The following is a 14,569-nucleotide window of genomic DNA, read 5'->3' on the forward strand; positions in this document are numbered from 1 at the left end:
ACGGTTGCGGCGCCGGGTCCGAATGTTGCGAGCCCGGCCGAGGTCATCAGCACTGCCAGGTTCAGAACAGGTACAGATTGCCCTGTCGGGCTTGGAGGAACCCGGTCAGCAGGTGGAACCGGCGGTGGCGGACCCACCCCATGTGGGGGAGCCCAGGCCGCGTTGAGGGGTGCAGGGACTAGACGATGTCCTGGGTCTTGGCGAAGCGGGTGATGGCCCGCTGGGTGCCGCGGTTGGCCAGGACCTGGATGACCGCGCTCACAGATGCGGAGATAAGGGCGAACGTCAGGGCCGTGCGCAGCGTGGTGGGGACGTCGTCCTTGTCCCCCTTGGGGGGCTTCCGGCCCGTGATTTTTTCCCAGATGGTGTCGACGGCCTTGGTGCCGGCGAACCCTGCCAGCAGGCTGATGCCTGTGCCAAGCAGTTTGATGAAGAAACTCATTGCGGAACTCCTCGCGTGATGAACACTGGTCTTTCCTTAGCCTAGCCGCATAGACCGGTGGATCTCCCGCAACGCCTGCACCACGAGGTCGTGGTCCGCCTTTTGCGGCAGCCCGGACACGGTGACCACAGCCACCGCCCCCACGTCCCGCACATAGACGGGAAAAGCTCCGCCGTGGGCAGCATAGGTGGATTGGTCGAACCACGCATTGTCCTCGATGCGGCCTCCGCCAACCCTGCCGCGCAGGCCCACCAGCAGCGACGGCTCCTCGTAGCGCACGGCAGTCCGCTGCTTTGCCCGCACCCAGCCCTCGTTATCCGGGGTGGCACCCTCGAGCGCCACATGGAAGAGAACCTGTTCCCCCTTGGTGATGTCGATGGCGATTGGCATGTTTTCTTCCTTGCCGCGTTCCACCAGCTCGAGGCCCAGGGCGAGGGCATCGTCCTTGCTGAACCTCGGGAACTGCAGTTCGGCTATTTCGCCCTCGATTTGCCCGATCAGGGCTTCCAAGGATCCCGCCGGCTGAGCCTCGGCGGAATCGGGGTCGAAGGCGGGCAGGGCAGCGCTGCCGGAGTCCTGTTGCGTCATGGCCCCAATGTACTCCGGACGGCTGTTCCGACGGCGCAGGGAGACTCCCGGATTGTGACGCTGGCCCCGGGTTTGCGGGCCCGCCGAGGTGTAAACTGGACCAGCCCACAAGGGCAGATTTATCACGACAGGGGAGCGCCGCCGTCGGGATGCAAAGGCAACTGCCAGCGCAACCGCGGATGGGCGCTGAGAGTGCGGACCGCCGCAGACCCTCGAACCTGATCCGGCTAGTACCGGCGCAAGGGAGTCGAGTTCTCAGAGCGCCCGGCAGCAAGTGGCCCAGCCACCGGCACCGGGGGAACGCTTTCCCCTCCTGTTCCTCAGGAGGACCATCATGACAACTGCAGCAATCAAGAAGACCGGCTACAACTGGCGCGTGGCGGACATCGTGGTGGCGGCGCTCATCGCCGTTGCCGGCGGCGTCATCTTCTGGGCCTGGTCCCAGGGCGCCAACCTCATCTCCACCCCCATCAACGCCGTCTACCCGCCGCTGACCGGTCTCTACGCCGGCGGCTGGATGATTCCGGCGGTCCTGGGCATGCTCATCATCCGCAAGCCCGGCGCGGCACTGTTCTGCGAAACGGTGGCCGCCACCGGCGAGCTGCTCATGGGCTCGCAGTACGGCACCACGGTGCTCATCTCCGGTGTCCTCCAGGGCCTGGGCGCGGAGCTCGTGTTCGCCGCCCTGGTGTACCGGAAGTTCAACCTTCCGGCTTCGCTGCTCGCGGGTGCCGGCGCCGGGCTGTTCTGCGGGCTCAACGACTCCTTCGCCCCCTGGGGCTGGAACATCGCCTACGCGGCGGGTGACAAGCTCGCCTACATCGTGTTCTGCGCCATCTCCGGCGCGGTCATCGCCGGTGCTCTGTCCTGGATCGCCACCCGCGGCCTGGCCAAGACCGGAGTGCTGAGCTCCTTCGCCTCCCGCAAGGCAGCCACGGAGCCCGTCTTCAGCTGATGCCCGCACTTCACGACGGCGGCGTCCGCCCCGCCGCGGTCACCGCCCGCGGCTGGGGCTGGCGCCATGCCGGCCGCACCAAACCAGCGGTCCACGCCCTTGACCTGGAAATTCGACCCGGCGAGCGGGTCCTGCTGCTGGGCCCCTCCGGTGCCGGCAAGTCCACGCTGCTCCACGCCCTGGCCGGTGTGCTGGGGGACAGCGACGCGGGTGCCAGTTCCGCTGGGGGGAGTTCCGCGGACGACGCCGGGACTCCCGACGCCGGGACACGGGCCAGCGACGACGCGGACGAGAGCGGAGAGCTGCTCATCGACGGCGCGCCGCCCCGTTCCCGGCGCGGCCGCGCCGGGCTCATGCAACAGGACCCGGAAACCCAGGTTGTGCTGTCGCGCCTCGGTGACGACGTCGCCTTCGGTGCCGAGAACCTGTCGGTGCCCCGCGACGAGATCTGGCGCCGCGTGCATGAGGCGCTGGAGGACGTCGGGCTGGCGCACCTTCCGCTGAACCACCCGACGTCGTCCCTGTCCGGCGGCCAGAAGCAGCGCCTCGCGCTCGCTGGCATCCTGGCGATGCGGCCGGGACTCATCCTGCTGGACGAGCCGACCGCGAACCTCGACCCCGCCGGCGTCCTGGAAGTCCGCGACGCCGTGGGCCGCTGCCTCGACAAGACCGGGGCCACCCTGGTGGTGGTGGAGCACCGGGTCGCGGCCTGGAAAGACCTGGTGGACCGGATCGTCGTGCTGCAGCCGGGGTCCGCCGCGGACGGCGCGGTGCTGATCGACGGCACCCCGGACGAGGTCCTCGAACAGGCCCGCGGGATGCTCACAGCCGCCGGCGTCTGGGTCCCCGGCTACGTTCCCGAAACCCGGCGCCGTTCAAGTGCCGGTGTTCCGCCCTCCTCTGGACACAACACCGGCCAGCTACTGCTGGCGGCCGAAAAGCTTGCCGTGTCGCGGGAACGTTTCCGGCGCCGCGGCTTCCGCTCGGTGCCTCCGGAACCGGTGCTGCGGGACGTCACGGTACAGGTCCGGGCGGGCGAAGCGCTCACCGTCACAGGTCCCAACGGCGTCGGCAAATCCACGTTTGCGCTGACCCTCGCCGGGCTGCTCCCGCCGGTGGCCGGCAAGGTGTCCGCGACTATCGAGCTGAGCGGCGGAGCCGGTATCGACCCCTACAAGTGGAGGGCGGAGCAGCTGATCGCCCGGATCGGTACGGTGTTCCAGGAGCCCGAGCACCAGTTCGTCACCGGCCGCGTCCTGGACGAGCTGCAGTTCGGCCCCCGCCATCTGGGCCACGGCGAAGAGCGCGTCGACGAGCTGCTGGAGCGGCTGCGCCTCACGCATCTCGTGGACGCCAACCCTTACACCCTCTCCGGCGGGGAGAAACGCAGGCTGTCCGTGGCCACCGTCTTGGCGGCGCACCCGCAGGTGCTGGTGCTGGACGAGCCCACCTTCGGCCAGGACGCCAACACCTGGGCGGAGCTTGCCTCATTCCTTTCCGAACTCCTTGACGCCGGCACGGCCGTGGTGTCCGTGACCCACGACGAGGAGTTCACCCATGTGCTCGGCGGCACCGAGCTGCGGCTGGGCCCCGGGCTGGGCATCAACGCGCCCAGACCCGCTGAACCAACGTCAGAACAGACGGTGACATGAGGGAGGCACTGACACTTGCCGGAAACCGGTCGGTACTGACGCGCGCCAATCCATTGGCGAAATTTGCCGCGGTCTTCCTGGTCACCCTCGTCCTGGCGCTGTCCATCGACTGGATGTCGGCGTCGGTGGCGCTCGTGTGTGAGCTGCTGGTCTTCCCCTTGGCCGGCCTGACTTTCTCGCTGCTGTGGCAGCGCGGCTGGCCCCTGATCCTCGCGGCCGCCGTCGGCGGCTGGAGCACCTCCATCCTGTCGCCGGACAGCGGGAGGATACTGCTCGACGTCGGACTCTGGTCCATGAGCGAGGGTTCCCTTCAGCTGGGGCTGGCTTTTCTGCTGCGGGGCCTGGCGATTGCCCTGCCTGCGGTGCTGCTGATGAGCTGCACCGATCCCACCGACCTGGCGGACGCCCTGGCGCAAAAGGCGCGGCTGCCCCACCGCTTCGTGCTCGGGACCCTGGCCGCGATGAGGCTGGTCGGACTGATGGCCGAGGAATGGCAGACCATCGGCATGGCCAGGCGCGCCCGCGGCGTCGGATCGCGCGGCAACCCGTGGCAACGGATGCGGGCCACCCTGGGGCAGAGCTTCGGCCTCCTGGTCCAGGCCATCCGCCGCGCCACCCGGCTTGCCGTGACGATGGAGGCCCGCGGGTTCGGCGGGGCCAGCCGGACCTGGGCGCGCGTGTCCACCTACAGCGTGCTGGACGTCTGGGTGGTGCTCGGCGGAGTGCTGATCGCTGCCGGCGCCGTGGCTGCCGCGCTGTGGGCCGGCACGTGGAACATGGTGTGGCTGCAGGGCTCCTAACCCGCCGGGCGTGCCAACCCCGCCGGCCGCGCCATCCGGACCTCGGCCAGCCCCTCCCAGTCTTCGATCGTGTCCCTGGCGCCGGTGAAGACGAAGCCGTGGCGCTGGTAGAAGGCCTGGGCGCGCGGGTTGTCCTCGGCGACCCACAGCGCAGCCGCCTCGCTCCCGATCGCAGCCTCGAGCAGTGCCTGGCCGAGTCCCCTGCCATGGTGGGAGGCCAGGAGGTAGATGCCCCAGAGCTCGGCCTGCTCCCTCAGCCCTTCCTCGGGCGGAAGCGAGCCGGCAAACCCCACCAGCTTCCCGGCGTCGTTCGCTACGTACTGTCGGCCCGCGTGCGGGCCGGCCAGAAGGTGCCGCCACATGGCCAGCCGCTCTTCCACGCCTTGCCTGGCCATGAAGCCCGGTGAAAGCAGGTGAGTGTAGGTTTCGCGCCAGCATTCCAAGTGGAGCCGGGCCAGGGCCTCGGCGTCCTCGGGGGCGGCCTGGCGGACGCTGCAGGTGTGATCCATGGGCCGAGTCTAAATGTTCGCGGCGTGCGTCAGACGCAGGAGTGGTTGTAGTCGAAGCCTCCGGCCACGAACTGGGTGAGGACTACTTTGCCGCCTGCGGTGAGGGACGCCGCGGAGCACATGCTCCTGGCGTCGGCGGCAGCGTGCGCCCCGGCAATCCAGCTTGGCAGGTCGTAGAGGCTGCTGGCCGAACCTACCTCGCCGACGATCTGTCCCCACTGCCGCGCCGAGGAGTAGATGCCCACCCTGGCCCCGATGCTGTGGAAAAAATCGGTCATGCCCTCGAGGTCCGCCCGGTTGGCCGTCCTGTCGCCTGACCAGCTGTTGCCCGTCTCGACATCCAGCCACCAGAGGTACGTCTCAGGGTCGGAGATGGTGCGAAGGTATGCGTCGTCGAAGGCTTTTGCGTACCCGTACATGTAGGCGCACGCCGCATCCTCCTTGCCCTGGCAGGTGCCGTACGGGTTGGCCACGGCCTTGCCGCCGTACTCGTTGTTCACCGGCCACCAGGAGCCGCGCAGCCCGGGATTCGCGGTGTTCACATAAAGCGCAAGGCGGGGCTGGCCGGTCCCGCCAGCTGCGTCCTCCCCCCAGTCAAGCTGCTGGTGGAGGCAGGGGTTGGTGGTGTTGGCGCGCCCGTTGTTGACTCCGACAATCGCGAACTTAGGGTCGTCGGGCAGGCCGCCGCTGCACTGCGGCCAGGAGACATCGTTGCCCAAGGGGGCCCTGCCGGACTCTGACGGCTGTACGGGCTGACGGGCCACCGGCCGCGGGGATTGCGGGGACGCGGGCGGCTGCGCCTGCGCGGCGCCGCTGGAAGTGGCAGACGCCTTGGGCGACGCCTGGGTGACGGCTGATTCGGGTGCCGGCGGCGCGCCGTCGTCCAGCCTCGGTCCCGGAATGAAGCCCACGGTTGTAGCCACCACGAAGGACAGCAGCGCTGAAGCCGGACGCCCAATGGGGTACTTCCTGCCCAGCACGGGGGAGCTGAAAATGGACACGGCGGCCTCCCATTCCCTTGTGGCCGCAACAGGTACCGCTAGCTTGCTCCCGGATGCGCGCCCGGGTCAAGGCCAGTGCACGGTCCTTGACTGAGGCTGCGGAGGCCGTCACAGGTTCTGTCACACTACTGTAGCCCGTTATTGAATGCTTATGCGCATAACGGGTATATCACGGGCTGGACGCCCCTGAAGAGGTGGACTGATGCGACGAAATAACTCATAGCTGATATATTTTTCCCATGACACAACAGACTGTTGAACATGTTGGTCTTCTGCTCCGCGACGCCCGCGGCCAGAAGGGATGGACCCAGGGCCAGTTGGCCGCGGAACTAGGCACCAGCCAAAGTGCCGTGGCCCGCATGGAACAGGGCAAGCAGAACATGAGCCTGAAAATGATCCAGCGCCTGGAGGCTATCTTCGGCCGCAGCTTCGTCCAGCTCGGCAAATCCCAGATGACCCACCTCCGCGTAGAGGGCGGCAGGACGCTTTCGGGCTCCGTCGACGTCAACACCAGCAAGAACGCCGGCGTCGCTCTTCTATGCGCCAGCCTCATCAACCGCGGCACCACGACGCTGCGCCGGCTGGCCCGCATCGAGGAGGTCAACCGCATCGTCGAGGTTCTGAGCAGCATCGGCGTCGAATGCACGTGGCTCAACGACAACGACCTCCGCCTCCGCCGGCCAGCGGACCTTGACCTGGCGTCCATGGACGCCGAGGCTGCGCGCCGGACCCGCAGCGTCATCATGCTGCTGGGCCCGCTGCTTGATGTGACCGATGAATACCGGCTGCCCTACGCCGGGGGCTGCGACCTGGGCATCCGCACCGTGGAGCCGCACATGCAGGCACTGCGGCAGTTCGGTCTGTCCGTGGAGGCCAGTTCAGGCTTCTACAGCGTGCAGGCACCTCCCACCGACGAACTGGACAGGTCCTTCGTGCTGACCGAGCGCGGCGACACCGTTACGGAGAACGCCATCATGGCCGCCGCGCACCGCTGCGGCACCACGGTCATCCGCAACGCCAGCCCCAACTACATGGTCCAGGACCTCTGCTTCTACCTGCAGCGGCTGGGCGTCGAGATCGACGGCGTTGGAACCACCACGCTGAAGATCACCGGCAAAGCGACCATCGACGTCGACATCGAGTACTTCCCCTCGGAAGACCCCATCGAGGCGATGAGCCTCATCACCGCCGGCATTGTCACCAACTCGGAGGTGACCATCCGCCGCGTGCCCATCGAATTCATGGAGATCGAGCTGGCCACCCTGGAGCAGATGGGCCAGCAGCTGGAGGTCTCCGGCGAGTACATGGCCCGCAACGGACGCACCCGGCTGGTGGATGTGACCACCAAGCCCTCGGAGCTGCGCGCGCCGGAGGACAAGATCCACCCGATGCCGTTCCCCGGGCTGAATATCGACAACCTGCCGTTCTTCGCGGTGATCGCGGGCAACGCCGAGGGCCAGACCATGATCCACGACTGGGTCTACGAGAACCGCGCGATCTACTTGACGGAGCTGAACAAGCTGGGCGCCCGGATACAGTTGCTGGACCCGCACCGCATCTACGTCAACGGCCCCACGCGCTGGCGTGCCGCGGAGGTGGGCTGCCCGCCCGCGCTGCGTCCCGCTGCCTGCCTCCTGCTGGCGATGCTGGCGGCCCGCGGAGTTTCCGAGCTGCGCAACATCTACGTCATCGAGCGCGGCTACGAGGACCTCGCGGAGCGGCTCAACACCATCGGCGCCAAGATCGAGTACTTCCAGGACTGACGTTAACCAAGCGCGAACGGACAGTTAAGCCCCTTTTGGCGCGCCGGTTTGGGGCCACAAGTGTCCGTTCGCGCTTCGTCATGTCGGGGACGTTTTCGCTGGTCTGGCGCACAATGAAGGCATGCGGACTTTTGGCGTGGAGGAAGAGCTCCTGATCGTTGATCCGGTCAGCGGGGAGCCGCTGGCGCTCGCCGATGCGCTGCTGGCCGGCCGCAAACTCGCCGCCGACGACGCTCCGGGCAGGCCCCGGCTGCTCAAGAAAAAGGCCGAAGCCAAGTGCGACGACGACGAAATGGGCCTGAGTGCAGAACTCAAGCTCGAGCAGATCGAGACGCAGACACGCCCGTGCCTGGACCATGCGGAGCTGCTGCGCCAGATCCGCGCCGGCAGGGCACTTGCCGACGAAGCCGCTCAGGGTCACGGTGCGCGGATTGCCGCCCTGGCCACCTCGCCGCTGGCCCTCTCCAGCCACACGACGCCGGATCCGCGCTACGCCAGGATGCTGGAACGGTTCGGCCTGACCGCCCAGGAGCAGCTCACCTGCGGCTTCCACGTCCACACCTACATCGAATCTCCGGACGAGGGCGTGGCTGTGCTGGACAGGATCAGGGACAAGCTGGCCGTCCTGATCGCGCTCAGCGCCAACTCCCCGTTCTGGAACGGCGTGGAAACCGGGTTCGAGAGCTACCGGACGCAGGCGTGGAACCGCTGGCCGTCGTCGGGCCCGTCTGCCATCTACGGCAGCCTGTCCTCCTACCGGCGCGTGGTGACCCGGCTGCTGGACAGCGGCGTGGTGCTGGACGAGGGCATGATCTATTTCGACGCACGCCTGTCCCGGAACCATCCCACCGTGGAAGTGCGGGTGGCGGACGTCTGCCTCCGCGCCGAGGACGCAGCGCTGATCGCCGTCCTGGTCCGTGCGCTCGTGGAATCGGCATGCCGGGAATGGCGCGAGGGTGTGGAGCCCGCGCCCGTGCCTACGGTGCTGCTGCGGATGGCAGCATGGCAGGCCAGCAACTTCGGCCTGCGCGGCGAGCTGCTGGATTTCGGCAGCTTCCGGCCCGTGCCGGCCGAGGACGTGGTGAACTCGCTGGTCGACTTCCTGGAGCCGGTGCTGACCGAGAACGGCGAAATTGAACTGGCCCGGCGGGGCATAGAGGAGCTCTTCGCGCGCGGCACCGGCGCTGCTGAGCAGCGTAATGTCCGGCAGTTGGTTCTGGACAAAGCAGGGCCCGACGACGGCGGGCTGGGTGCCGTCGTCGCCCACGCCGTGCGCGCCACCCATAAGGGAGCCGACGGGTACGTCGGCCCCGACGCCGAGCCCGCTCCGGAACTGCTGCGCGTCCGCCAACTCTGACCCCGCACACTCTGACTCGCGCATCCCAAGAGTAGAACGGACAGTTAAGCCCCTCGCGCTGGTGGGGCGGGGATGTTTCCGGTGGTCATTTTCCGGTAAACCGCCTGAAATGTCGGCTGGCTAGGGTGGAAGCACAAGACCCGCCAGGGGAAGGAATGGACCATGCGCGTAGGAATCATCAGGGCTTTGACCACCACCGACCGGCGCCTGCTTAACTCGCACGGAAAGCTGCTCCGGGAGACCTTCGGCTTCGACGTGACAACGCGGTGCGTTCCGGACCAGCCCTCCGGGGTTTATGACGCAGAGTCTTTGCAGCGTGCGGTGCCCAAGGTGGTGGAACTCGCGCGGGACATGGCGCCGGACGTCGACGCGCTGGTCATCAGCTGCGCTGCCGACCCCGGATTGCCGGAGGTGCGGGCCCTGCTGGATATCCCGGTGATCGGTGCAGGCTCCGCAGCGGCTGCGGCAGCCCTCTCGTTCGGTGGCCGGGTGGGAGTGCTTGGCCTCAAGCAGTCGGTGCCCGGTCCCATTTCAGACGCCCTGGGCGACCGCATGCTCCTGATCGACGGCCCCGAAAGCGTGGAGACGCCCGACGGCTTCCTGCTTCCCACCGGCATCTTCGACGCGCTCGCAGCCGCCCACATGCTGGTGGACGCCGGAGCGGACGTGATCCTGGAGGCCAGTACGGGCCTGACGAGCATCGGCATGGCGGACGTCCTGCGGCGCAGACTGGGACTTCCGGTCATCGACCCCGTCACGGCCGCCGGCTCCATGCTTGTCTCCGCCCTGGCGTCGCGCGAGCTTCAGGCCGTCTGAGCCTAGGCGGTTTGAGCTCAGGCCGCCCGATTCAGGAGCTGTGGGCCTTGGGCATGTTGAGCCGGCGGCGGAGCGTGCCCAAGCTGCTCCGGCTCAACAGCCCCATGACGCGAGTGCACAGGGCCCAGTAAGCAATCCCGGCCGCCAGGGACGCCGCCACGGCAAGGGCCGGGCTGGTTGCGGCCAGCAGCGGGTAGACCAGCCAGTGCACGAGGTACGCGTAGAGGGAAGCGCTGGCCAGAAGCACCGTCAGGCGCTGCAGCCCCCTGGGCACGGGGAGGGTGGGCAACCAGGTGAGCAGCAGGATTCCGGCAACAAGCGTCAGCTCACGGTTCGCATCCCCAAAGAAGCACCCGGGGACCGTGAGGATCGCGAGGACTGACACCGCACACCGCTGAATCACCGTCCGGGTCCGGGCAATGGCCCAGCCCAAGACAAACAGCCACAGGGTCGGCGAGGGGTGGGGAATGCCGGGATCCACGATGTCGTAGCGCGAGAGCAGCGCTAGGCCAGTAAGGGCAAGCGGAAAGAGCAGCGGGAACCGCCGCTCGGCGCGGTCCGCCCAGGGTATGGCCAACAGGGCCGTCAGGCCCAGAAGGATGTAGACCAGCACCTCGATGAACCAGAAGTGCCACTGCGTGGTCACAGCTTCGGGCCCGACCACGGAGTTCAGGAGCAGGACATTGGCCAGCGTATACCGGTCGGTGATCAGGTAGGCCACGCCGATGAACGCCATGCTGGGCAGCGCCACCCTGGCGACGCTGGTGAGCTGGCGCCTGAACCGGGGAAGCCGTTCCCCGCTGAGCTGGAAACGGGCGAAGTTGTAGCCGGCCACTGCCATGAGCACGTGGGCCATCCCCGGCCATTTCATCAGCCCCACGTGCGTGCTGACAATGAGCACAATGGCCACGGCCCTCAACACGATGCTGGTCTCGATCGGGGCAAAGAACCGCCGCATCTTACCGGCAGGCTTTGTCCCCGGGTGCTGCTCCAGGTCGCAGACCGGCCGCACGTGCCAATCCGACGGGAGATGGCCCAGCAACTGCTCCAGGCGGACAGACGTGGCCACATAGGACAGCGAGTCGCCGCCGAGCGAGACGAACGTATCGCCGTGGCCGATGTCGGTGCGCTCCAGGGTGTCGCGGAAGATCCCCCGAACGGTTTCCGGTCGGTCCGGCCCCGCACCGGCCGGCGCTGGCTCTGACGGCGCCGGGGTTGAGAGCGCAAGGACCGCCGGGTAGTCCACCTTTCCGGTGGCCAGGCGGGGGAGATGCTCGACGGCGTGCAGCTCCAGGGCCGTACGGGGCAGCCCGATGCCCTGGGCGAGGACCTTGGCCAGCAGTTGCGTGTCGTGGCTGCCCTCGACGGCGACCACGAGTCCCTGGTCGGTGCCGGCGCTCGCCGCTTCAATGCCGAGGTCGGCCAGGATGCGCTCGACCTGGCCGAGGTCAACCCGGAGGCCAACGATCTTGACGAACCGGCTGCGCCGCCCCACGACTTCATAGACACCGGCGGGGTGTTTCCGGGCCAGATCGCCGGTGCGGAGTTCGTGAATCGCGCGGCCCGCGCCGAGATCTTCGGGTGTCTCCGCGTAGCCGAGCATGACATTGGGCCCGGTGTAAACGAGTTCGCCGTGCTCGAGGCCGGGAACCGGCTCGATGCGGAAGGCGCCGCCCGGCACAGGGATGCCGATGGCGCCGGGGTGTTCGGCGGCCAGCGCGGGCGGAAGGTAGGCCATCCGGGCGGTGGCTTCTGTCTGGCCGTACATCACGAACAGCTCCCAGCCCTTCCGGCGGCCGAGCTCGGCGTAGCTCTGCACACGATCGGGGGCGAGCCGGCCTCCTGCCTGCGTGACATAGCGCAGGCCGGGGAGGTCCATGCCGGCAAAGCCCACCCGCTCCAGCAGTTCGAAGGTGTACGGCACCGCCGCGAACGACGTCGCCCCGCCGGAACGGAAAAGCTCCCAGAAGCACGGGTCAACAACGGACAGGTCAGTGAGCACCAGGCCCGCACCCCGCAGCAGGTGGCTGTTGATCACGGACAGCCCGTAGCAGTAGGACATCGGCAGAGTGGTTGCGGCGCGGTCTGCCGGGCCGATGTCCAGGTACTCGGCAATCGACTCCGCATTGGCCTGCAGGTTGGCGGAGGACAGCCGCACAAGCTTGGGCGAACCCGTGGAACCGGAGGTGCTGAGCAGCAGCGCGAGGTCCGGATGGAGTTCGTGCCTGGTTCCGGGCCTGCGCTCCTCAAGCACCGTCGCTCCGTTGGCAGAGCGCAGCACGACGTCGGGGTCGTATGCGGCCACCAGGGACTCGAGCGCCGCCGGCTTGTCCTCCGGCAGCAGGATCAGCGGGTGGCCGCCGACCAGGGCAGCGAGATACGCGACCAGCGAGTCGACGTCGTTCGCCGCAGCCAGTGCCACAAGGCGCCGCTGGCTGCCCAGCCGGAGGGCGAGGGCATCAACCCTGCGTGCCAAGTCCCGGTAGGTGAGAGTGAAATTGTCGGTGAGAATGGCGGGCCTGTCCCCGTGGCACGCCAGATCGGCGGCAAAGGGCACCCGCGCGAAATCAAGCTGCGTGGTCACCGGAAGAGGATATTAGTTAAGGCTTACCTAAGTAAAACCGCCCACGTGCCTGTTACGCCGTGCGATACCCAAGCCATGACGCCGTCGCACGAGGCCAAGGCGGCCTTATGGCACTGTCCGGAAGATTCCGGCCGGCATTTCATTACGTCCGTCAGCCGCTGAGGAGCAGGTTGCGACGGCGGCTAAGCCACTCCGGTCCATCGGGCCGGCCCGGCAGGTGCCGCCGGCCTGCACAGCGGCGAACCGGGAGCCTCTGACGACGTACGCTTCTTGCCGAATCCCTGCCTGCGGTGGTCGACCCGTGCCGGGAGAACCTGGGCAGACGCAGTCGCAGGGGCCGAAACGGCCGTCTGAACCGGATCGGATTCTGTCATCGGAGCTGCCGCCGGCGAGAGGTCCGTGATGAGCCCCGTCCCGGCGCATTCGCGTACGTCGGCGATTCCGGCCGCAGCCGCGCGCTTGTCCTCGAAGGGTGCGGAGACAGCCAGCACGGATCCATCGGGGGCTTTCAGCCGGAACCGGAACTGGGACTCTGCGTCAACAAAAACTTCGAATACTCCGGCCATGGCTGTCCTTCCGGTCAGGGAGGCTGCGCGCAGCGTCTTCGCGGCCGCGGCCCCGAACGCATCGCTGCGTCTGTCCTTGGGTGGGGTGCTGAACCGACAGGGTTTGATCGGTTCATCGGTGTCATTAGAGTCTGCCCAGTGCACACGGAGCCTAACAAGACCATCCGTGTAAACCCTGGGTAAACCCTGCTGGTCCACCCACTAAACCGTGCCGCACCCGCGTTCTCAAGGACGCCAGAAATGAAGGGACGTGCAGCGCAACCCAGATTCACACCCCGCCATTGAAGGATGAAACAGCCGGCCCGTAAGAGCCAGATCTAAAAAGGTCAGATCTGCTTGAGCGCCTGCTCCAGGTCCGCCACGAGGTCATCCGCGTCCTCCAGGCCTACGGACAGCCGCACCACTCCATCGCTCAGCCCGATCGCGGCGCGTCCTTCCGGCCCCATGGCCCGGTGCGTCGTGGTGGCGGGATGGGTGATCAGCGACTTCGCGTCGCCCAAATTGTTGGAGATGTCGATGATCTTCAGGGCGTCCAGCAGCGCGAAGGCGGCTTCCTTGCCCGACTGGCCGGCCGTCGTCGCAAGCTCCAGCGTGAGGACGGTGCCGCCGGCCTTCATCTGCTTGGCCGCCAGTTCGAACTGCGGGTGCGACTTGAGCAGAGGGTACTTCACCCAGCTAACGGCGGGCTGGGCCTCCAGCCATTCGGCCAGGCGCAGCGCCGTGGCGGACGAGTGGTTCACGCGCAGCGCCATGGTCTCCAGTCCCTTGGTGAGGACCCAGGCATTGAACGAGGAGAGCGCCGGACCAGTGTGGCGCATGAGCTGCTTGACCGGGCCGTCGATGAATTCCTTGGTGCCCAGGATGGCTCCGCCCATCACCCGGCCCTGGCCGTCGATGTGCTTGGTGCCGGAGTAGACCACCACGTCCGCGCCGAGGTCTCCGCAGCGCTGCAGCAGCGGGGTGGCGAAGACGTTGTCCGCCACAACCTTGGCGCCGGCGGCGTGGGCGAGTTCGCTGACCGCCGCGATGTCCACGATTTCCTGCATGGGATTGGACGGGGATTCGAAGAAGACGGCCGTGGTGGGCACCGAGAGGGCCGCGCGCCACTGTTCGAGGTCCGGACCGTCCACGAACACCGTCTCCACACCCCAGCGCGGCAGGATTTCGTTGAGGATCACGAAGCAGGAGCCGAACAAGGAACGGCTGGCGACCACGCGGTCCCCGGCCCCGAGCAGGGCGCCCAGGGCGGTGAACACGGCGGACATTCCGGACGCCGTCGCAAAGCACGCCTCGGTGCCTTCGAGGAGGCGGAGCCGTTCCTGGAAGGTGGCCACCGACGGGTTGCCGTAGCGCGAGTAGACGAAGCGTTCGTCCTCGCCGGTGAAGGCGCGCTCGGCGGCTGCGGCGGACTCGTAGACGAACCCGGAGTTGAGGAAAACGGGCTCGGTGGTCTCTTGGAAATTGGTGCGGTCAAGCCCGCCGCGGACGGCCTGGGTATCGGGGCTCCAGCCGGCGGCGTCGTGATTAAAGGTCAAC

Annotated in this window: 13 protein-coding genes and 1 riboswitch; of the genes, 6 read left to right on the top strand and 7 right to left on the bottom strand. The window is 67.6% G+C overall.

The genetic code is table 11. The features are described from left to right. Positions 1-178 precede the first annotated feature (178 nt). A complete protein-coding gene (locus J7I85_RS01040; RefSeq protein ID WP_214845513.1) occupies positions 179-442 on the bottom strand; it encodes a DUF4235 domain-containing protein in 264 nt (87 codons plus the stop codon). 36 nt (positions 443-478) lie between these two features. Next, positions 479-1,030, bottom strand: a complete 552-nt coding sequence (locus J7I85_RS01045; protein WP_214845515.1) for a heme-degrading domain-containing protein — start codon at positions 1,028-1,030, stop codon at positions 479-481. Positions 1,031-1,149: 119 nt separating this feature from the next. Beyond that, a riboswitch (TPP riboswitch) is annotated at positions 1,150-1,293 on the top strand. 71 nt (positions 1,294-1,364) lie between these two features. Between J7I85_RS01045 and J7I85_RS01050 the strand changes: the two genes are divergently transcribed. The 3 genes from J7I85_RS01050 to J7I85_RS01060 are packed head-to-tail and all read left to right on the top strand — an operon-like array spanning position 1,365 to position 4,437. Beyond that, positions 1,365-1,985 carry an ECF transporter S component gene (locus J7I85_RS01050; protein WP_214845517.1) on the top strand — a complete coding sequence of 207 codons (621 nt, stop codon included), beginning with the start codon at positions 1,365-1,367 and terminating at the stop codon, positions 1,983-1,985. Beyond that, on the top strand, positions 1,985-3,637 hold the full coding sequence (locus J7I85_RS01055) for an ABC transporter ATP-binding protein (RefSeq protein WP_214845519.1): 1,653 nt from the start codon (positions 1,985-1,987) through the stop codon (positions 3,635-3,637). The genes J7I85_RS01050 and J7I85_RS01055 overlap by 1 nt, the downstream gene beginning before the upstream one ends. Further along, positions 3,634-4,437: an energy-coupling factor transporter transmembrane protein EcfT gene (locus J7I85_RS01060; protein WP_214845521.1), complete on the top strand. Its 804-nt coding sequence runs from the start codon at positions 3,634-3,636 to the stop codon at positions 4,435-4,437. The genes J7I85_RS01055 and J7I85_RS01060 overlap by 4 nt, the downstream gene beginning before the upstream one ends. On the opposite strand, the gene J7I85_RS01065 is transcribed toward J7I85_RS01060, so the two are convergent. Both J7I85_RS01065 and J7I85_RS01070 read right to left on the bottom strand, forming a co-directional pair. After that, positions 4,434-4,946, bottom strand: coding sequence for a GNAT family N-acetyltransferase (locus tag J7I85_RS01065; RefSeq protein ID WP_214845523.1), 513 nt, complete (start codon positions 4,944-4,946; stop codon positions 4,434-4,436). The two genes, J7I85_RS01060 and J7I85_RS01065, sit on opposite strands and share 4 nt — an antisense overlap. 29 nt (positions 4,947-4,975) lie before the next feature. Further along, entirely contained in the window at positions 4,976-5,947 is a 972-nt protein-coding gene (locus tag J7I85_RS01070; protein ID WP_214845525.1) for a hypothetical protein, read from the bottom strand. Positions 5,948-6,186: 239 nt separating this feature from the next. On the opposite strand from J7I85_RS01070, the gene J7I85_RS01075 reads away from it, so the two are divergent. From J7I85_RS01075 to J7I85_RS01085, 3 genes are all read left to right on the top strand, one after another. Beyond that, positions 6,187-7,710 (top strand): UDP-N-acetylglucosamine 1-carboxyvinyltransferase, encoded by a 1,524-nt coding sequence (locus tag J7I85_RS01075; RefSeq protein ID WP_214845527.1) that lies wholly within the window; start codon positions 6,187-6,189, stop codon positions 7,708-7,710. Positions 7,711-7,831: 121 nt separating this feature from the next. After that, a complete protein-coding gene (locus tag J7I85_RS01080) occupies positions 7,832-9,067 on the top strand; it encodes a glutamate--cysteine ligase (protein WP_214845528.1) in 1,236 nt (411 codons plus the stop codon). A gap of 162 nt (positions 9,068-9,229) precedes the next feature. Continuing rightward, positions 9,230-9,883 carry an aspartate/glutamate racemase family protein gene (locus J7I85_RS01085; protein WP_214845535.1) on the top strand — a complete coding sequence of 218 codons (654 nt, stop codon included), beginning with the start codon at positions 9,230-9,232 and terminating at the stop codon, positions 9,881-9,883. Positions 9,884-9,914: 31 nt separating this feature from the next. Here J7I85_RS01085 and J7I85_RS01090 read toward each other — a convergent pair whose 3' ends face one another. The 3 genes from J7I85_RS01090 to J7I85_RS01100 form a co-directional block, all read right to left on the bottom strand. Continuing rightward, the gene (locus J7I85_RS01090; protein ID WP_214845537.1) at positions 9,915-12,467 is read right to left on the bottom strand and encodes an AMP-binding protein; all 2,553 of its coding nucleotides are present in this window, start codon (positions 12,465-12,467) and stop codon (positions 9,915-9,917) included. A 182-nt stretch (positions 12,468-12,649) separates the two neighbouring features. Next, entirely contained in the window at positions 12,650-13,033 is a 384-nt protein-coding gene (locus J7I85_RS01095) for a YegP family protein (RefSeq protein ID WP_214845539.1), read from the bottom strand. Positions 13,034-13,359: 326 nt separating this feature from the next. Further along, positions 13,360-14,568 carry an O-succinylhomoserine sulfhydrylase gene (locus J7I85_RS01100; RefSeq protein ID WP_214845541.1) on the bottom strand — a complete coding sequence of 403 codons (1,209 nt, stop codon included), beginning with the start codon at positions 14,566-14,568 and terminating at the stop codon, positions 13,360-13,362. Between the last annotated feature and the right edge of the window lies 1 nt (position 14,569).

It is taken from the genome of Arthrobacter sp. ISL-65 (assembly GCF_018613795.1).
Classification (GTDB): domain Bacteria; phylum Actinomycetota; class Actinomycetes; order Actinomycetales; family Micrococcaceae; genus Arthrobacter.

What these genes read in the sequence shown, in the direction of transcription:
- J7I85_RS01040 (WP_214845513.1), bottom strand. Translation starts at nt 442, where the DNA reads ATGAGTTTCTTCATCAAACTGCTTGGCACAGGCATCAGCCTGCTGGCA.
- J7I85_RS01045 (WP_214845515.1), bottom strand. Translation starts at nt 1,030, where the DNA reads ATGACGCAACAGGACTCCGGCAGCGCTGCCCTGCCCGCCTTCGACCCC.
- J7I85_RS01050 (WP_214845517.1), top strand. Translation starts at nt 1,365, where the DNA reads ATGACAACTGCAGCAATCAAGAAGACCGGCTACAACTGGCGCGTGGCG.
- J7I85_RS01055 (WP_214845519.1), top strand. Translation starts at nt 1,985, where the DNA reads ATGCCCGCACTTCACGACGGCGGCGTCCGCCCCGCCGCGGTCACCGCC.
- J7I85_RS01060 (WP_214845521.1), top strand. Translation starts at nt 3,634, where the DNA reads ATGAGGGAGGCACTGACACTTGCCGGAAACCGGTCGGTACTGACGCGC.
- J7I85_RS01065 (WP_214845523.1), bottom strand. Translation starts at nt 4,946, where the DNA reads ATGGATCACACCTGCAGCGTCCGCCAGGCCGCCCCCGAGGACGCCGAG.
- J7I85_RS01075 (WP_214845527.1), top strand. Translation starts at nt 6,187, where the DNA reads ATGACACAACAGACTGTTGAACATGTTGGTCTTCTGCTCCGCGACGCC.
- J7I85_RS01080 (WP_214845528.1), top strand. Translation starts at nt 7,832, where the DNA reads ATGCGGACTTTTGGCGTGGAGGAAGAGCTCCTGATCGTTGATCCGGTC.
- J7I85_RS01085 (WP_214845535.1), top strand. Translation starts at nt 9,230, where the DNA reads ATGCGCGTAGGAATCATCAGGGCTTTGACCACCACCGACCGGCGCCTG.
- J7I85_RS01095 (WP_214845539.1), bottom strand. Translation starts at nt 13,033, where the DNA reads ATGGCCGGAGTATTCGAAGTTTTTGTTGACGCAGAGTCCCAGTTCCGG.